Source organism: Synechococcus sp. W60.1, assembly GCF_047461575.1.
Classification (GTDB): Bacteria; Cyanobacteriota; Cyanobacteriia; order Thermostichales; family Thermostichaceae; genus Thermostichus.
Genome location: NZ_JANSHL010000010.1, coordinates 26256 through 43417, shown reverse-complemented (window position 1 = coordinate 43417; position 17162 = coordinate 26256). Strand labels below are relative to the sequence as shown.

At 57.1% G+C, this 17162-nt stretch carries 17 protein-coding genes; 8 read left to right on the top strand and 9 right to left on the bottom strand.

Annotated elements, in window-relative coordinates; genetic code table 11:
• Window positions 1–179 precede the first annotated feature (179 nt).
• Window positions 180–644 (bottom strand): redox protein, encoded by a 465-nt coding sequence (locus NW805_RS09750; RefSeq protein WP_414343843.1) that lies wholly within the window; start codon window positions 642–644, stop codon window positions 180–182.
• A gap of 174 nt (window positions 645–818) precedes the next feature.
• Between NW805_RS09750 and NW805_RS09745 the strand changes: the two genes are divergently transcribed.
• Window positions 819–1700, top strand: a complete 882-nt coding sequence (locus NW805_RS09745) for a LysR family transcriptional regulator (RefSeq protein ID WP_414343826.1) — start codon at window positions 819–821, stop codon at window positions 1698–1700.
• 328 nt (window positions 1701–2028) lie between these two features.
• Here NW805_RS09745 and NW805_RS09740 read toward each other — a convergent pair whose 3' ends face one another.
• Window positions 2029–2178 (bottom strand): hypothetical protein, encoded by a 150-nt coding sequence (locus tag NW805_RS09740; RefSeq protein ID WP_414412788.1) that lies wholly within the window; start codon window positions 2176–2178, stop codon window positions 2029–2031.
• 94 nt (window positions 2179–2272) lie between these two features.
• Window positions 2273–2911: a response regulator transcription factor gene (locus tag NW805_RS09735; protein ID WP_414329571.1), complete on the bottom strand. Its 639-nt coding sequence runs from the start codon at window positions 2909–2911 to the stop codon at window positions 2273–2275.
• Between the two features lie 512 nt (window positions 2912–3423).
• On the opposite strand from NW805_RS09735, the gene NW805_RS09730 reads away from it, so the two are divergent.
• Complete coding sequence (locus tag NW805_RS09730) at window positions 3424–5484, top strand: ribonuclease catalytic domain-containing protein (RefSeq protein WP_414422378.1); 2061 nt, start codon at window positions 3424–3426, stop codon at window positions 5482–5484.
• 103 nt (window positions 5485–5587) lie between these two features.
• A complete protein-coding gene (locus NW805_RS09725; RefSeq protein ID WP_414422377.1) occupies window positions 5588–6601 on the top strand; it encodes a phosphate ABC transporter substrate-binding protein in 1014 nt (337 codons plus the stop codon).
• A gap of 258 nt (window positions 6602–6859) precedes the next feature.
• Here the strand turns inward: NW805_RS09725 and NW805_RS09720 are convergent, their stop codons facing one another.
• Window positions 6860–7876, bottom strand: a complete 1017-nt coding sequence (locus NW805_RS09720) for an ABC transporter permease (protein WP_414406764.1) — start codon at window positions 7874–7876, stop codon at window positions 6860–6862.
• Between the two features lie 47 nt (window positions 7877–7923).
• The gene (locus NW805_RS09715; RefSeq protein WP_414422376.1) at window positions 7924–8745 is read right to left on the bottom strand and encodes an ABC transporter ATP-binding protein; all 822 of its coding nucleotides are present in this window, start codon (window positions 8743–8745) and stop codon (window positions 7924–7926) included.
• Window positions 8746–8991: 246 nt separating this feature from the next.
• Here NW805_RS09715 and argJ point away from each other — a divergent pair, with 246 nt between their 5' ends.
• From argJ to hypA, 3 genes are read left to right on the top strand one after another with little or no spacing between them, the layout of a single operon-like run.
• Entirely contained in the window at window positions 8992–10209 is a 1218-nt protein-coding gene (gene argJ / locus NW805_RS09710; protein WP_414422405.1) for a bifunctional glutamate N-acetyltransferase/amino-acid acetyltransferase ArgJ, read from the top strand.
• A 15-nt stretch (window positions 10210–10224) separates the two neighbouring features.
• Entirely contained in the window at window positions 10225–11403 is a 1179-nt protein-coding gene (speB, locus tag NW805_RS09705; protein WP_414356327.1) for an agmatinase, read from the top strand.
• A 3-nt stretch (window positions 11404–11406) separates the two neighbouring features.
• Window positions 11407–11805 carry a hydrogenase maturation nickel metallochaperone HypA gene (hypA, locus tag NW805_RS09700; protein WP_011434106.1) on the top strand — a complete coding sequence of 133 codons (399 nt, stop codon included), beginning with the start codon at window positions 11407–11409 and terminating at the stop codon, window positions 11803–11805.
• On the opposite strand, the gene NW805_RS09695 is transcribed toward hypA, so the two are convergent.
• The 4 genes from NW805_RS09695 to NW805_RS09680 all read right to left on the bottom strand — a co-directional run bounded on the left by NW805_RS09695 (window position 11802) and on the right by NW805_RS09680 (window position 14949).
• Complete coding sequence (locus NW805_RS09695; protein ID WP_414422375.1) at window positions 11802–12119, bottom strand: TMEM14 family protein; 318 nt, start codon at window positions 12117–12119, stop codon at window positions 11802–11804. The genes hypA and NW805_RS09695 overlap by 4 nt on opposite strands.
• A gap of 27 nt (window positions 12120–12146) precedes the next feature.
• Entirely contained in the window at window positions 12147–12353 is a 207-nt protein-coding gene (locus NW805_RS09690) for a hypothetical protein (protein WP_238376795.1), read from the bottom strand.
• Between the two features lie 329 nt (window positions 12354–12682).
• The gene (locus tag NW805_RS09685; protein ID WP_414422374.1) at window positions 12683–13489 is read right to left on the bottom strand and encodes a PPC domain-containing protein; all 807 of its coding nucleotides are present in this window, start codon (window positions 13487–13489) and stop codon (window positions 12683–12685) included.
• A gap of 167 nt (window positions 13490–13656) precedes the next feature.
• The gene (locus NW805_RS09680; protein ID WP_414422373.1) at window positions 13657–14949 is read right to left on the bottom strand and encodes an aminotransferase class I/II-fold pyridoxal phosphate-dependent enzyme; all 1293 of its coding nucleotides are present in this window, start codon (window positions 14947–14949) and stop codon (window positions 13657–13659) included.
• Window positions 14950–15828: 879 nt separating this feature from the next.
• On the opposite strand from NW805_RS09680, the gene hpf reads away from it, so the two are divergent.
• Complete coding sequence (hpf, locus tag NW805_RS09675; RefSeq protein ID WP_011434101.1) at window positions 15829–16401, top strand: ribosome hibernation-promoting factor, HPF/YfiA family; 573 nt, start codon at window positions 15829–15831, stop codon at window positions 16399–16401.
• A gap of 12 nt (window positions 16402–16413) precedes the next feature.
• The gene (locus tag NW805_RS09670) at window positions 16414–17154 is read left to right on the top strand and encodes an urease accessory protein UreF (protein WP_148202769.1); all 741 of its coding nucleotides are present in this window, start codon (window positions 16414–16416) and stop codon (window positions 17152–17154) included.
• Window positions 17155–17162 lie beyond the last annotated feature (8 nt).

Here is a 17162-nt window from a genome sequence, read left to right as displayed (position 1 = left end):
ACTCTAGCTTCAGTTTTCACCTGCAGGGATCCCCAAAGAGGGCTGAGCCTCTGGCCACAGCCAACCCACCAGGGCATCCCTTCGACCCCACAGTGTCCATTCCCTCGGCACAGCTCACACAGGCTGCTGCCCGATTGCGAGCCCTGATTGACTCGCGGGGGGGCATGGGTTAACTGTACTCAGGCACAAATGCGGGGCAAAGGGGCGGGTGCCGAGGTCACCTGCAGCAATCGGGGAATACGGCTGCTGTCGTAGATGCGAAATTCCTTTTCCAAGATGGCTTTTTCGTCGCGCACCGCCTGGTTCAACACAATGGATCCCTCTGGATCGGAGACGGAACGGTGAAAAGTGCCGGGAGGAATGCGCAAAATGCCTCGGTTCGCTTCCAGGCGCACAATATGGAAGGGATCCCTCCAGCTAAAATTCACCAGGTAAAACGTCCGTCCGCCCCATAGAGCCAGTAGGTTGTCCTCTTGGTGTGGATGCATATAAAACTGCCAATAGCCCTGCGGATTGTTGGGGGGACTGATGGCCGGCCCATCATGGTAAACCAAATCGCGGGCGTTGGATCGCGCAACCGTGATGTCAAAAAAACGCACGCCGGGAGTATCTCGAAATTGATGGAAAGGCAATAGGGCAAACATGGATCTCGACATAGGGACACTTGACCAACGACAGGAAGATAAAGATGATTTCACACTGTTTCGCGTTATTTCGCAGTGTGAAGGGGAAGCTATGTCGTAGTTTAGTCAGGTGCGGCGGAGGGTTCAAACCTGAGATAGCATCACATCTATGCGCAGATCGAATAGATGGGATCCATGAACATCTCACAACTGCAAACCCTGGTGGCTGTGGTGGAGCGGGGGAATTTCAGCGATGCCGCTCTGCAATTGCACATTTCCCAGTCGGCGGTGAGCCGGGCCATTGCCAGCCTGGAGGAAGAACTGGGGGTGACCCTGTTGGTGCGCGGTCGCTTTGGGGCGCGCCTAACCCCGGTGGGGGAGCGACTGCTGCGCCATGTTCGCAAAATGCTGCAACTGCGGGAACAAATGGATTATGAGGCCAACCTGGAAAAAGGGTTGCGGGGGGGAAATGTGCGAGTTGCCGCTTTTCGCAGTGCTGCAACTCATTTGTTGCCACCGGTGATCGCCCGCTTCCGCCAACAATTTCCGCAGATTACCCTCACCCTCACAGAAGAAGATCCGGCCACTGTCGAACATCTGTTGCGATCAGGCCAGGTGGATATTGGCCTGTTGCCCCTGCCGCGGGCTGCTGAGGATCTCCAGACGTGGGAGATCGCCCGTGATGAATTCATTGTGTTGGTTCCGCTGAGTTTTGGGCCCCTGCCGGAAACCCTGACCTGGGAGGATCTTTCCCGTTTTTCCTACATTCTCTACAACTACGCCGAATGCACCACCGCGGTGCGGAACCACTGGGAAGCCGCTCACCAAACCCTCAAGGTGGCCTACTTGGTGAAGGAAGACTCCACCATTGTGAACATGGTGGCACAGGGTCTGGGGGCTGCCATCTTGCCCCGCTTGGCCGCCATTCCCATTCCCGAAGGGATCCAGATCCGCCGGCTGCCGATCCCACTGGAGCGGGTGATCGGGGCTGCCGTTCTGGCCTCTGCGCTGCATCCGCCTGCAGTATTTGCCTTCCTGGAAGCCTTGCGGGGAAACCCATCCCAGTTGCCAAGTTAACATTGCATCGGGAGTACAAGGCAGCTTTGTTGACACCACGCTCATCCATCCAGTGACGCAAGCATTGGTTGCGGACAAACTGGGCAGGGCCTCATCCAAGGCTTGGTATGGCGCTGGAGCGGCGTTGAGGAGTTTGGCTTCCCTGACCAGCATGGGTTTATTTCATTGCAGGTCTATATCATTGCAGGTCTATAGTCATTTCAAACTAGATTGAGACACCCCCGCTGCTGCCCAAACGTTCCACGCCGCTTCCACAATCACCTTTAGATCCTGTCCCAGAGGGAGAAAGGAGCTAGGAAGCAATGCAACGGAAATGTTTCATTCCTGTTTAAAATGACAACAACAGGGCAAAAACTGTCCTGGAAGGACGGGGCTTTAGACCCAGTTTTTGGGTAACGCAGTGAAAATCGGCGGCCAATGTACGTTGGGGCAAGGCCAGCAGATCCTCCCCCGCCAATTTTTGAAAAGACTTGCCCACCCCAGTTACCTTGCCCTTCAGGTGCGATCACTACCCTATCTCCAATCGCGCCGAGGAGATAGAGTTCTCCAGCCGTTGAAAGGGGTGGCGGGAATTACAACGGTTTTTTGCCCAAACCACTTTCTATTGCCCAGCGGGCCAGTTCTGTGCGGTTGTGCAGGCCAGTTTTGCCCAGCATGTTGCTGACGTGGCTTTCAACGGTGCGCTGGCTCACCCCAAGAACTTCGGCAATCTCGCGGTTGGACAGGCCCCTGGCCACGTACTGGATCACCTTGGTTTCCGTTGGCGTAAGTTCAATTTCCCGATCCAGTTTTATGACCGGCTGAATGCCCACATTCTGCACTTGTAACAGGCGCTCGGTATGTCTGAGAGAAGACTCCACCTGCGCCACCAATTCTTCCGGCTCAAAGGGCTTGACCATGTAAACATCTGCCCCTGTGGTCAGGCCGCGCACCCGATCCGCCGTCTGCCCACGCGCCGACAGAAAAATCACAGGTATCCAGTCTGTAGCACTGTTGGAGCGAATGGTTTCCACAAAGGTGTAGCCATCCATCTCCGGCATCATCACATCGCAGATGATCAGGTCTGGTGTGAAATGGCGCATCGCTTCCAACCCCTCCAGACCGTTGCTCGCCGCCACCACCTCATAACCGCGAAACTCCAAGTAATCCTTTGCCAGAAGGATCAAGTTCGGATCGTCGTCGATGAGCAACAGTCGCTTTGGGTTGTCCACGGTTTACCTTTTGAGCGCTAAGCTAAAAAGTTTTAGGTGAAGAAATACGGAATCACCTGTTTCCGTGACTTTCACTGTAGGGAAACGACTCTTGAGTACCACCCTTTTGCTTGCTCAATTGGGGAGCAGCCTATGGTAACTGTGCCTTACCCCTAGAGCCTAGGATATCACACATGGAAGTGGAAGTACATACTTGGGAAACGTTGGCAATAGTATCTCTACGCAATTTAGGGACTTCAGTTGGTAACCTCATCCCAGGAACTTGGCAGAGCTGGCCTCTGCTTGAGACTCGCAGTACCCAATACATAGCCGTAATCTACCTGAGAACCCGTATCTCATATGTCTATATGTCATATATCTATATGCTTAAGTACCCATGTATCTGACATCTGCTACCTGTTCATAGTGTCCGTATGTCTTCTGGCCGGGGTTTCCACGTAGGCAGGCGGGCAGAGCTGATGGAGAATGGAAGAAAGCCTGCAATCTGACGACAGCCGACATAAGGAGAACGGGTGGAAAAGGGCACACTGGTGGAGTTTCGTTACAATAACGACCGTGTGTTGGCAGTGGTTCAGGGCACCGAGGGCAAGAAGAACCTACTGCTGGGGGTGCCTTCCGGGCAGGTTCACAGTGTTCACCCTCGCCAGATTACCTTTGCTTTGAACGGGGGATCCAGCTTCACGGCTTCCGACATTCCCGGCTTTTGGCAGGCGGTGCAAGCAAAGTTGGATCCCGAAAGCTTGGCGCTGGCCTGGGAACTGGTGCAGGAGGAGCGGCGGTCTCTGAGCTTGGCCGAAATGGCTCGGCTGTTGTTTTCTGATGATTCTCCGGTCTCTACCTATGCCGCCTATCGCCTCTTGAGCGAGGATCGCACCTACTTCAAGCAAAAGGGGGAGAGCTACGAACCCCGCACTCCGGCTCAGGTGAAGGAGATCCTCCATCAAATGGCCGTTGCCCAACAACGGCAGCAGGAACAAGCAGAGTTTGAGGCCCACCTGCGGGAGGCTCTGGCTCATCCCGGCCAAGGGTATCCCTGGACTCCTGCCGAGCGGGCCCGCCTGGAGGTGCTGGAACGCCTGGCCCTGCAGGGAGCGGCGGCAGCCATTCGCAGCCACGAGGATCTCTCTTCCAATCTCAACCCGTCGGATCGGGAACGGGCCTCGCAACTGCTGGAGCTGATGGGGTTTCCTGACACTCCGCAGGGGGCCTTTGAGGCTTTGGTGGCCCTGGGCCTGTGGAGCCGCCACGAGAACCTGGCCCTGCGCCTCACCGGGATCCCAACCCAGTTCCCGAAGGCGGTGGAGCGATACACCCAAGCCCTGCTCAGCCAGCCTCCCTCTTTCTGGGATCCCCACCTGCGGCAGGATCTCACCCACCTCCACACCTACACCATCGATGATGCCAGCACCCGCGACATTGACGATGCCCTCAGCGTCGAGTTCTGGTCGGATGACGCGGTGAAGCTCTGGATCCACATCGCTGATCCCAGTTGTTGGGTGCAGTGGGGGGATCCCCTTGATTTGGAAGCCCGCAAGCGTGGCACCAGCGTCTATTTGCCGGAGCGGGTGATCCCGATGTTCCCGCCGGAGCTGTCCACCGGCCCGATGAGCTTGGTGCAGGGAGAGGTGCGGCCCGCCCTCAGCTTTGGCATCCTCCTGGGATCCGACGGCCAGATCCGCGATTCCAAGATTTGCCTCAGCCAGATCAAAGTGACCTACCGCCTCACCTACGAAGATGCCGATGAAATGTTGGAGTTGGGGGCAGAGGCTCAACTGACAGCCATTGCCCGGGCAGCCCAGTGGCGTTATGCCTGGCGGATGGCTCAAGGGGCAATCCAAATTGGCTTGCCCGAGCAAGATATCAAGGTCATCGACGAGATCCCCCACCTCCGGGTAATCGAGGATACTCCTGCGCGGCAGATGGTGGCGGAAATGATGGTGCTCACCGGCGAGGTGGCGGCTCGCTTCGCCAGCCAAAATGGGATCCCGGTGCCCTATCGTCTGCAGCCGGCTCCCGACTTACCTCCTCCCGAAGTGCTGGATAGGTACCCTCAGGGGCCAGTTCGGTCTTTTGCCATCATGCGCTGTCTATCGCGGGCGGAAGTAGCCACCCAGCCGGGGCGACATACAGGGCTGGGGCTTGAGGCCTACTGTCAGGTTACCTCCCCGATTCGGCGCTACCTGGACTTGGTGGCCCACTACCAGATCAAGGCCTTTTTGCGCGGGGATCCCTTGCCGTTGACGGAGGCGGATGTGCAGCAGCTGCTGCTGGGGATTGAGCCGGGCACCGCTGAGGCCAACCAGGTGGAGCGGAAATCCAAGCGCTATTGGAGCATCGAATACCTGCGGCTGCGACCGGGGCAAATTTGGCGGGCTCTGGTCTTGGGCTACCTGCGCGAGCAGGAAAACTTGGTGTTGGCCATGCTGGATGAGATTGCCTTTCGGGTGCCGGTGCGCCTAGAACGCCAGATTCCTCTGGGGGCTTGGATCGAGTTGGAAGTTGTGCAGGCGGATCCCCGTGCGGACGTAATTGAGCTGCGCGAGGTGGGACGAGAGGCGGCCATGTGCGGATAGATGCACCTTAACCTGCTGCTCACCCAATCTGCGCGGATAGCTGATACAACAGAGGGGGAAGTCTCAAAAGTCTGGATCGTGAATTTTCTTTGGGGGGGATCCCATGACTGCACGACCTTCCGGCCCACCTCCAATCGTTTACATTCTTTTGTTCGCGATACTGGGAGGCGGCGGCTGGTATGCCTATCGTTCCGGCCTGTTGGACTCATTCCTGAATAGAGAGAACACGCCTCCTATCCCCAGCCAGATTCCAACTGCCCGGCCCCAAGCCCCAACAGCGCCCAACCCCCCTCAGGCCCAGGTACCCAACCCGCCTGCCAACGCCGTTAATCTGGATACTTCTCTGCCCAACCCAGCAGTGCTCCAGATGGATGGCAGCGTCACGATGATCCGGATCGTCTTGGCCCTGAAGGGAGGCTACACCCAGCGCAACCCCGGCATTCCCCTCACCTATGGGATCCCGGATGGCAAGCCCAATGGATCCAATGCCGGCCTGAAGGCCCTGATGGAAGGTCGCATCCAGATGGCCGCTAGCTCCCGCCCCCTCAATGCCAGCGAAGTGCAGGCGGGTCTACAGGCGATCCCGGTGGCCAAAGATGCCCTGGCGGTGGCGGTGGGGGTGAACAACCCCTACAAAGGAGGACTGACGCTGCAGCAATTGGCCGATATCTTCCAGGGCCGGATCACCAATTGGAGCCAGGTGGGCGGCCCGGATCGGCGGATTCGGGTCCTCAATCGCGCCCGCCAGAGCGGCACCTACAGCGTTTTCCAAGAACTCGTGTTGTTGGGGCTGCCCTTCGCTCCCGATAACCCTCCCTACTTCACCACCGCCACAGAAGATGTCACCACCTCGCTGCTGCGGGCTTTGGGAGAAGATGGCATCACCTACAGCACTGTCGATCAGGTGCAGAACCAGCAAACGGTGCGGATTGTGCCCATCGACGGCCAGATGCCCACCCGTGAGGCCATCCAGAGGGGCAGCTACCCCTTGGCGCGGAATGTGTTTTTGGTGGCACCTCAGAGGACTAGCCCTGTGGTGGCCGATTTCATCAACTACGCGCTCTCGGATCAAGGCCAGCAAATCATTGGCCGCACTGAGTTCATCCCCCTCCGATAGCAACCCAAAAATAGCATCTGAGATAGCCGCCGACAGCAAGCGCAGCGATATCTCTGGGCTTTTCCAGAAGACGCCTTCCACCTGCTCCTATTCAAGGCACTTAGTCGTTTCAGGTTAGAGTGAGGCGCCTGAGCTATTGAGAAAAGCCTTTGGCCGCGTGCGTTCAACGTTTTAGGGGTGGGTGCAGCGTCCTAGTTTGAATCCAAATGACCCTAGATGTTAGAGAGGGGGCCCTAATTTTCACCAAAGTTCAATTTTTCAGTTCTCTCGGCGCACAGCGCTCTCATGCCACTTGCCCAACACCCTGTCGGATAGAGCACTTAAGGAAATAAAGATCAGGATCCCCAAGCCGGTGACCAAGATCAAGGCCGCAAACATGCGGGGCACCTGCAGGTTGAAGCTGGAGATCAAGATCTGGTAAGCGATCCCGGCCCGCTGCCCGCCAGTACCAGCGACAAACTCCGCCACCACCGCCCCAATCAAAGAGAGGCCACCGCTGATGCGCAGGCCCCCCATGAAATAGGGCATGGCACTGGGTAGCCGCAAGTAGATCAACGTTTGCCAGCGGTTGGCCTTGTACAGTTGGAACAGGTTGAGCAGGTTGTGATCGACGCTGTTCAGCCCCAGAGTGGTGTTGGAAAGAATCGGGAAAAAAGCCACAATCCAGGCGCACACCACCATCGCGGCAAAGGTGTTGTTGCGCAGCCAAATGATGATCAGCGGGGCGATGGAGACAATGGGCATCGTCTGTAAAATCACCGCATAGGGGAAAAAGCTGCGCTCAATCCACTTGCTCTGGGTGAACACAATCGCGACCAAAAGCCCCGACACTGTGGCAGCCAAAAAGGCCACCACCGTAATTTGCACAGTGATCAACAGGGAAGGAAAAAGCGTTCCCCAGTCGCGGATGAGGGTTTGCACCACCAAAATCGGCCCCGGCAAGAGGTAGTGGGGCACTCCCGTTACCCGCACCGCCACTTCCCAGCCCACCAAGAAGAGGATCCCGACGATAAGGGGGGCAATCACTTCCAGGTTGAACCAACGGCCCAGATTCAACCCCTTTGCAGGCACCCCTGAGCCGGCACTCGGTATGTCTGCCTCATCCGTGGGTTGGGATCCGAGTTTTTCTCCAACTGCGCCGGTCAGCTTGGGCAGAGACCAATCTGGCCAATGGAGAGGCCAGCTCTCCCCCAAGCCAACAAGGGATCCCAGCCAACGGCGCCATGGCTCGAGAAGCTGGACAAACAGGTCGAACATATCGTGAGGTTGGGGCATCAAGGGACTTACGCAACAGAGAGAACACCGCTAAGCCAGGGATCCCATCAGCGCAAACGTCCAGCAGAGAGGGGGCGCAAATAGGGGGGATCCTGAGCTGAGCCGTGCATGGCCTCGTGCAGACGGGCCGACACTTCACGGCAGTAGTTGTTGTAAAGGGAAGAGGTGCGAAAGTCTTCCGAGCGGGGATAGGGCGCATCGATGGGAATATCGGCTATCACCCGCCCTGGGCGAGCCGCCATCACCACCACGCGGTTGGACAGGTAGACGGCCTCGTAAATGTTGTGGGTAACGAAGAGCACCGTCCAGCGCTTTTCTTGCCACAGCTCCAACAGGTCGCTGTTCAACTTGCTGCGGGTGATTTCATCCAGAGCTCCGAAGGGTTCATCCATCAGCAACACTTGGGGCTTGGTTACCAGGGCGCGAGCAATGGAAACCCGCATGCGCATGCCGCCCGATAGCTCGCGGGGAAAACTGCGCTCAAACCCCTGCAGGCCCACCCGTTGTAGAGCTTCCAAGACATCTCGATTGGCTTTTGGCTTGGGCTCACCTGCCAACTTTAAGGGTAGCCCCACATTGTCCATCACCGTCGCCCAAGGCATAAGGGCCGGTTCCTGAAACACAAAGGCCAACTTGGGTTCCCCTTGGGGAGCATCCTTCTCAAGATTTTGCCCCCATTCGATAGAGCCTGTGGTCAGATGCCCCAGACCTGCCACCAACCGTAGCACTGTGCTTTTCCCACAGCCGGATGGCCCCACCAAGCTAACGAACTGCCCTTCTTGGATGGTCATATTCATGTCCTGCAAAGCCACCGTGCCATTGGAATAGACCTTGCTGACATGGTTGAGGGTGATGACAGGGGCAGGCATGGCTGGCAGTTCCCAGAGCAGAGGATAGAAGAGTATCCTTCCCAATCTAAAAAGGGGAAAAGATGGGTGATAGAAAGCGCACACTTTCAAAATACCCCTCTCTGCCGCCTCTGCTTGGTAGGCGTAACTACAACTCTTTCCCTCAGAACCGGTTTCCAGAGAGTTTCTCACGGAAAGCTTGCGATGACCCAAATCGGAGCAGCAAGTCGGTATGATGTTGCCGACCACCCTCTGGCCAAGGAACACATGGGATCCCCATTTAAACCGGTTGCAGGTGCTGTTACAGCCCCGCGAGGATTTCGAGCCGCTGGAGTGGCCGCTGGCCTCAAGCCCTCAGGAGCTGCGGATCTGGCTTTGATCGTTTCCGAGTGCGATGCGGTTGGGGCAGGCGTTTTTACCACCAATCAGGTCAAAGCAGCCTGTGTTACCTACAACCAAGGGATCCTCGCCCAACAGCAGCCGGTGCGGGCCATCCTCTGCAATGCTGGGCAAGCCAACGCCTGTACCGGAGAAGAAGGAGAGCGCAACAACGCCCAACTGGCCCTCTGGGTGGGAGAACGGTTGGGGATCCCGGCCCATCAGGTGCTCACGGCCTCCACAGGGGTCATCGGGCGACAACTGGAAATGCCGAAAATCCAAGCGGCCCTGCCTGGTCTTATCGACAGCCTCTCTCCAGAGGGGGGGGAGAGCGCCGCCCGCGCCATCATCACCACCGACTTGGTGACCAAAAGCGTTGCCCTGCAAGCTGAGATCGACGGGTACACCGTCAGGGTCGGGGGCATTGCCAAGGGATCCGGCATGATCCACCCCAACTTGGCCACGATGCTGGCTTTTTTAACCTGCGACGCGGCTGTGGATCCCCGCCTGTGGCAGCAGATCCTCAAGCAAGCTGCCGACCTCAGCTTTAACCAAATCACGGTGGATGGGGATACCAGCACCAACGACATGCTCTTGGCTCTGGCCAACGGCCAAAGTGGGATCCCAACCCTGCAAGCCGGCACAGAAGCTGCCCAGACTTTGGCGGAGATGGTCAACCAAGTTTGCATTCATCTGGCTAAGGCCATTGCCCGCGATGGGGAAGGAGCTACCAAGCTGCTGGAAATTCGGGTGTGTGGGGCTGTGGATGATGGGGCAGCCCGGCATATGGCCCGTGTGATCGCCAGCTCTCCCTTGGTGAAGGCGGCAGCTTTTGGCAACGATCCCAACTGGGGACGGGTGGCAGCCGCCGCCGGCCGAGCCGGGATCCCTTTTGACAGCCGCCGGTTGGATATCCGTCTGGGGGATTTTCTGCTCATGCAGGCGGGAATGCCCCTGGCTTTCGATCGCAAGGCAGCCTCTGAGTACTTGAAAGGGGATCTGGTGACCTTCACCGTGGATCTCCATCAGGGATCCGGCCAGGGCGTGGCCTGGGGCTGCGATCTCAGCTACGATTACGTGCGCATCAACGCCGAATACACCACCTAACGGGGGATCCCAACCATGACCACCGAATCGAACGCAAATAACGGCTTTTCTACCGAAGCCCAAGCGGCTCTGGCCAAGGAAGCGAGGCTTTCCCTATCCGGTTGGCAGCAAGAGGTGAGTCGAGGCTTAGAGTTTGGCCTCGAGGCAGCAGCCAGCATCGGCGATCGCTCCATCCCCACCTTTTCCCGTGGCGAATTGCCCCATTATGCCGGCATCAACACCTTCCTCAAGGCTCCCTACCTGGAGGATGTGCGCAAAGTTGGGGAGTACGATGTGGCAGTGGTGGGTGTACCCCACGATTCCGGCACCACCTATCGGCCCGGCACTCGCTTTGGCCCACAGGGGATCCGGCGCATTTCCGCTCTGTACACCCCCTACAACTTTGAGTTTGGCGTCGATCTGCGAGAGCAGATCACCCTCTGCGATGTCGGCGATATTTTTACGATCCCGGCCAACAACGAAAAATCCTTCGACCAAATCTCCAAAGGGGTAGCTCACATTTTCGGGTCTGGCGCCTTTCCCGTCATCCTGGGTGGGGATCATTCGATTGGCTTTCCCACGGTGCGGGGGATCTGTCGCCACTTGGGGGACAAGAAGATGGGCATCATCCACTTCGACCGCCATGTGGACACCCAAGAAACCGACTTGGATGAGCGCATGCACACCTGTCCTTGGTTTCATGCCACCAACATCCGCAACGCACCGGCCCACAACCTGGTGCAACTGGGCATTGGCGGCTGGCAAGTGCCACGGCAAGGGGTGAAAGTGTGCCGGGAGCGGGCCACCCATATCCTCACCGTTACCGACATCACCGAAATGGGCTTGGATGCAGCCGCCGATTTCGCCCTCGAAAAAGCTCTAGACGGCACCGATTGTGTGTACATCAGCTTCGATATCGACTGCATCGATGCCGGCTTTGTGCCGGGTACAGGCTGGCCGGAGCCCGGTGGGCTGCTGCCGCGGGAAGCGCTCTACTTGCTCAAGCGCATTGTGCGGGAAGCGCCGATCTGCGGCCTAGAGGTGGTGGAAGTCTCTCCCCCCTACGACATCAGCGATATCACAGCCCTGATGGCCACCCGAGTCATTTGCGATACGCTGGCCCATTTGGTGGTATCTGGGCAACTGCCGCGCCGAGAAAAGCCCGCCTACATCCACCCGGAGGCGACGCCAGAAATGGTCGGCGACTGGAGGTGAGAGATGCACGAGACCGACATGACCCGCGCCTTGATCCAAACACTACGCGACTGGTGGCAAAGTCAGCCGGGACAGCCTCAGATTGCTCGGGTGCACCTGGTGGTAGGACAGTTCACCTGTGTAGAGCCGGCCAGCCTAACCTTTGCCTATGCCGCACAAACCCAGGGTACTTTCCTACAGGGATCCCAGTTGGTCATCCGGGAAACGCCGCTCATTGCCTATTGCCATCCCTGCGGCCAAGAATACAAGCCAGAAATAGGCCGGCGCTATGCTTGCCCCAACTGTGGATCCCCGATGGAAGAGATTCGCTCGGGCCGAGAGCTGAAAATTGACTACATCGAAATTGACTACATCGAATGTTCAACAAACTTCACCCCACCGGCGCAACCAGAAGTCGCCTAGGCCGCTCCAAAGCTAAGTCCCAGAAGGACAGCTGCTCCCAAGCTGAGGATGAACATCAAGCCGGCAGGCATTAACGTTCGGGTTTTGCGGTAGCGCAGGGCGAATACGATAGATCCCAGCACTGTCGTCCCCAGGCCCAAGCCCAGCCCCCAGCGGGGATCCACCCCCAGCAGCCCATAGCTGACTCCGCTGAGGGCGGCCCCAACCAGCCCCCCGATGAGAGACTTGGAGCTTTTGCCTTTGCTATAGCCGATTGCTCCGCCCACCAAAAGCAGTGCCCCGTAGACCAGCAAGGTGATTTGTGTGGCCAGCATGATGGGAAAACCTTGTCCTCTCTAGGTTTAATCCACGAGGATATCGCGAATCAAGGGCAAGCGAATGCTGATGTAGCGATTGAGAATTGAGGCATCGACACTGCTGAGGGCGTGTTTTTTCTGACAGGCGCTCAGAAGCAGGTTCACCAAGTCATCGTCACGCTTTGTGAGCCAATCTGGCCTGCCAATCTCGCTGACCAAAGACCAAAACTGGCGTACCATTTCAGGAGTCATGGCATCCATTTTGTGGAGATAGGGGCTGAACTGCAAAAGAATGGTCTAGGCCATCGATTCGATTCTAGAAAAAAGACCTCATCCCCGAGGACAATATTTCAGCTCCGTCACAACTTAGGATAAGATGTTATGCTTTCCCACAAAGCTCAGCAAGCAGTGCCCCTTCTGGCTTTGTGAGGATCTTAGGAAGGTAAACTGGCAACTCCTGACATATATCAACATTAGGCGTTAAAAAACGATGATTCCTGTCAAAATCTCGACATCAGCATCAGAAGGTTCACAAGCCCCCTTATCCAAGCTGTAAGACAGGGAATCTGGGCGAGCAGGGGCTAGCGCAAGGCGTACTGTAACCTATAGGCTCCTTCTTCTCGTGGCTTATGGGTGTTGGCCCGCAGGGTATAAGTGCCGGTGCGGGGCAGAAAGGCAATCATCAGAGCATCGGTTCCACCCCCTTGGTCATCATCCCAAGCCCTGACTTCTCCACTGGGATCCAGCAGCTGCAAAAAGGCATCGAAATCGGAGCTGGTCATGGAAGCGATCAGGATCTGGCCGGCGCGGGCGGCAATGGGATATTCGTCCATCCAACTGCCATCCTCGGGATGCTGAAGGGATCCCTCCTGCAGACGGCCCGATAGGCTTTCCTGCCAATCTACCTGGGTGAGGACATAGGTGAGCCGGTAGTTGCCGGTGGATTCGGGCTCAAAGCTGGTGGCCCGCAGGGTATAGGTGCCTCCCTCCGGCAGACGCACTGCCAACAGGGCATTCACATCCAGGCCAGAGTCATCGTCAAAGCCAATCACCCGCCCTTGACCGTCCACCAGCTCCAGATAAGCATCAAAATCTTCGCTCTCTAGGGCCGCAATCAAAATCTGTCCCGGCTCAGCGGTGACGGGGATCCCATCCCAAAAGCTGCCGTACTGGCGGCTGACTTGATCTCCCACCTCCAGCGCTCCCGTCACGGTTTGGCTGCCTCTCCACAGAGCAGAACGGGTCAGCGCAGATCCCACCGGCAAGCCTCTCTCTCCCACCCGATCCAGCAGCCGACAGCCGCCGGCCAACCCCAATGCCACCAGAGCCAGAGTCAAACGGGATCCCCAACGGCGAGGAGATGCGCAAGAACGATACCAGCTCAACATCGGAAGGGATCCCTTTCTAAAGAATGGCAACTGTAGACTGATCCTACCCCCTGATTGATTGAGCGAAAAGTTGGTCAGAGACGACAACTTCTGCCAACTTCGTGCTGAGTTTTGAGGTTGTTGGCTTGCCCCTTCCTTGCTGTTTCAGCCGAGAGCAAACTGTTGGCCTACAGGGTTTCCCAAGCTTGCAAGACGGCTTCTAGGGCCAGCCGCCCATGGTAGAGATGGGTTCCCCCCTGCAAGTAGACGGTGTAGGGATCCCGCATCGGCCCATCGGCAGACAGCTCGGCGCTGCTCCCGGCAATAAAGGTGCCTGCTGCCATCACCACCGGGTCTGCATAACCGGGCATCACCTCCGGAACTGGGGTGAGGTAGGAATCCACAGGAGAACTGTTTTGAATCGCTTGGCAGAAAGCCTGCAGCTTTTGCGGGGATCCCAATTGAATGGCCTGGATGATATCGGTGCGGGGAGTTTGAGGCAGAGGCGAGACCGGGTAGCCCAAATCAGAAAACACCTGCGCCGCCAGATGGGCGATCTTCACCGCTTCGGCCACCATCTGCGGGGCCAAGAACAAGCCTTGAAACAGAAGGCGGTTGAGATCTAGAGTTGCCCCCCCTTCAGAACCAATGCCCGGAGCCGTCAGCCGACAGGCCGCTTGCTCCACCAGCTCTGCCCGCCCGGCCACATAGCCCCCGGCGGGAACAAGGGTGCCCCCCGGATTTTTGATCAGGGATCCGGCAATCAGATCTGCGCCCACATGGGTTGGCTCCTGGGTTTCCACAAATTCGCCGTAGCAATTGTCCACAAAAACCACAACTTCGGGGTTTTGCGCTTTGACCATTTGGATCATCTCGGCAATCTGGGCAATGGAAAAGCTGGGCCGCCAATCGTAGCCACAGGAGCGCTGAATGTGAACCAACCGGGTTTGCGGTCTGAGGGCGGTTTTCAGGGCTTGCCAATCGACAGTTCCCTCCCGCAAATCCAACTGGCGGTAACCGATGCCAAACTCCCGTAGGGATCCCCGCCCGGAGCCCCGCAGGCCGATAACCTCCTCAAGGGTGTCGTAGGGGGGGCCGGTAATGCTCAGCAGCTCATCCCCCGGACGCAGCACCCCAAACAAAGCACAGGCAATGGCATGGGTACCAGACACCATCTGCAGCCGCACCACTGCTGCCTCACAGCCCATAATCTGGGCAAACACCCGATCCAAAACCTGCCGCCCCTGGTCGTCGTGGCCATACCCCGACACCCCGGCAAAGTGATGGGATCCCACCCGCTGGTCGCGAAAGGCCCGCAGCACCCGCGCCAGGTTCTCTCTGAGGGTCTTCTCCACCGCCTGAAACTGCTCCTGTAGAGCCTCTTCTGCTCTGTCTAAAAGCTCTGCCGCCTTCAACGGGATCCCTCCGCCCACACCGTCTGCCTCACCTTTCGCACACCAAGGCGATTCCGAGAGTAGCATTTCAGCCACCCCGGAAAGAGTTGGCCTTCTCCCCACCGCTCCTCAAGGTGACTGCAGCGGCAGAACCGAGTTCCAAGTTCTTATGTACTTATGTAGCTCTCCGATAGAAACCTTACAGCATGGAACAGTGAACAACAGGCTTGTCAAAGCTAATACCGACAACAACACCATCTCTCAAGTCGAGAGCCTCATATTGATAAAAAATCGATAAAAAGCTTAATTTATATCAATATCCCTTCATTTTTGCTGTCAATGGCTATCCAATCAAGATGCTGCTAGGCTGTAGAATAATACCAACATACCCTGGAGGAAAGCTGAAGCATCTGGATTGCCGAGCTTATGGGCAATACGGCCCACCTTCAGTCTCTCAAAAACAGGTCAGAGTTAGAGACATTGTTTAACCAACTCAAAATCCAGCTCAGGAAGATTTTTAGCAGGCTAGATCTGTCTATGGGTTTGATGATAGATTTGGCTTTTGACTGAGGAACTTGCAACTTAAACTCTAAAAAACCTTTCCCAAAGACACTCAACACAGCCAATGGAAGTGCATGTCTTGCAGGGCGGGGATCCCGCTTCTCTACAGAGCTCCTGCGATTCGGGAAAATCTGGAATTCAACATCTCTGAAACATTAAGAGAGCCTAAATTTATTCTTAACCTCTGGCAGAGATCCTTGAGCGAGATGTTAACCTAGACTTAACCCAAGAGGTTAGTGCCACTCCCAAAGCCGATCTGCTCACCCTTGATGACAGGGCTCCATTTTTGCCAATTAAAGGGCTGACGTCGCCTGTGAGCTGGGATCGCTTTCCAGAGTTAGAGGGATCCCGGGTGGGGATGAGGCGCTATCTCAGGTATAAACCGACATGACTGGGAGATTCCTCATGACTAAGCTTGTGATCCAAGGGAAAAACGTCGAGATTACCGACGCCATCCGCAGCTACGTTCAAGAAAAAATTGAGCGTGCTGTCAGTCATTTTGCCCAGATCACCAGTGAGGTTGATGTCAATCTATCGGTAGCCCGCAACCCCCGTATCAGTGCTAGCCAATCTGCCGAAGTGACCGTCTACGCCAATGGCACCGTGATCCGGGCGGAAGAAAGCAGCGAAAACCTCTATGCCAGCATCGACCGTGTGGCCGACAAGCTGGCCCGCAAGTTGCGCAAATACAAAGAACGGAACGGCATTCACCGCGTCCGCCACACCCCCAAAACCTCCGTGGCAGTGGCCCAGCAGCCCGTCACCGATCCGCTAAATACGGAACGGCAAGCGGAGTTACCCGCAGAGGTGGTGCGCACCAAATACTTCGCCATGCCACCCATGACGGTTCAGGAAGCGTTGCACCAGTTGGAGCTGGTGGATCACGACTTCTACGTTTTCCGCAATATCGAAAATGGCGAGATCAACGTTATCTACGTCCGCAACCATGGCGGCTATGGCCTGATCCGCCCCCGCTAAGGCTTGGTGAAGATGCGTGGTGAGCTCTCCTCCCAACTTACTTCTCCAGGATCCAGCGGCACTTTCTATCTGTTGCTACAGCTCACCGATTCTGCCCTGCCGATTGGGGCTTATTCCCACTCCTGGGGCTTGGAAGCTGCCGTTCAAGCGGGTCAACTTCGCGATCGGGCTGGGGTGCAGCAGTACCTGTTGGGGGTTTTGCACATGGGCTTAGCCCCCACCGAGGGCAGAGCCTGTGCCTTGGCCCATCGTCTATCCCGATTGGGATCCGAGTCGGGAGTGGAGAAGCTGCAGCAACAGCTGCAAGCAACCCGTTGGGCGGCAGAGCCGCGCCAAGCCAGCCTAGATTTGGGGAAACGCCTAGCTCAACTGGCAGAACGCACCTGGGGAATCTCTGTCCCCAAGGCAGAGGGGGATCCACTGCATCATTCCGTGGTGTTTGGCTGGATCTGCGCTCAGGCGGGCATTGGGTTGGAAGATACCCTGCGTGCCTTCTTGTTCTCCTCCCTCACTGGGCTGGTCTCGGCAGCGGTGCGTCTGGTACCTTTGGGGCATACCGAGGGGCAAAGCCTATTGGCTCAGTTGTACGAGCCCATCGAGGCAGTGGTACACCAAGAGATCCTGCCGGTTGTGAAGCGGGCCGAAAGGCCAAACCTCTCCCCCAGCTGGCCGGCTTTGGGCAGCTTCACCCTCCTACAAGAACGCGATTGTCAAGTCCACCAACAGCTCTATTCCCGCCTTTTTCAATCTTGAAAGCCGTC

What these genes read in the sequence shown, in the direction of transcription:
- argJ (WP_414422405.1), top strand. Translation starts at nt 8,992, where the DNA reads ATGGGATCCCCATTTAAACCGGTTGCAGGTGCTGTTACAGCCCCGCGA.
- hypA (WP_011434106.1), top strand. Translation starts at nt 11,407, where the DNA reads ATGCACGAGACCGACATGACCCGCGCCTTGATCCAAACACTACGCGAC.
- NW805_RS09720 (WP_414406764.1), bottom strand. Translation starts at nt 7,876, where the DNA reads ATGCCCCAACCTCACGATATGTTCGACCTGTTTGTCCAGCTTCTCGAG.
- NW805_RS09695 (WP_414422375.1), bottom strand. Translation starts at nt 12,119, where the DNA reads ATGCTGGCCACACAAATCACCTTGCTGGTCTACGGGGCACTGCTTTTG.
- NW805_RS09750 (WP_414343843.1), bottom strand. Translation starts at nt 644, where the DNA reads ATGTTTGCCCTATTGCCTTTCCATCAATTTCGAGATACTCCCGGCGTG.
- NW805_RS09685 (WP_414422374.1), bottom strand. Translation starts at nt 13,489, where the DNA reads ATGTTGAGCTGGTATCGTTCTTGCGCATCTCCTCGCCGTTGGGGATCC.
- NW805_RS09680 (WP_414422373.1), bottom strand. Translation starts at nt 14,949, where the DNA reads ATGCTACTCTCGGAATCGCCTTGGTGTGCGAAAGGTGAGGCAGACGGT.
- NW805_RS09690 (WP_238376795.1), bottom strand. Translation starts at nt 12,353, where the DNA reads ATGACTCCTGAAATGGTACGCCAGTTTTGGTCTTTGGTCAGCGAGATT.
- NW805_RS09670 (WP_148202769.1), top strand. Translation starts at nt 16,414, where the DNA reads ATGCGTGGTGAGCTCTCCTCCCAACTTACTTCTCCAGGATCCAGCGGC.
- speB (WP_414356327.1), top strand. Translation starts at nt 10,225, where the DNA reads ATGACCACCGAATCGAACGCAAATAACGGCTTTTCTACCGAAGCCCAA.
- NW805_RS09745 (WP_414343826.1), top strand. Translation starts at nt 819, where the DNA reads ATGAACATCTCACAACTGCAAACCCTGGTGGCTGTGGTGGAGCGGGGG.
- NW805_RS09715 (WP_414422376.1), bottom strand. Translation starts at nt 8,745, where the DNA reads ATGCCTGCCCCTGTCATCACCCTCAACCATGTCAGCAAGGTCTATTCC.
- NW805_RS09725 (WP_414422377.1), top strand. Translation starts at nt 5,588, where the DNA reads ATGACTGCACGACCTTCCGGCCCACCTCCAATCGTTTACATTCTTTTG.
- hpf (WP_011434101.1), top strand. Translation starts at nt 15,829, where the DNA reads ATGACTAAGCTTGTGATCCAAGGGAAAAACGTCGAGATTACCGACGCC.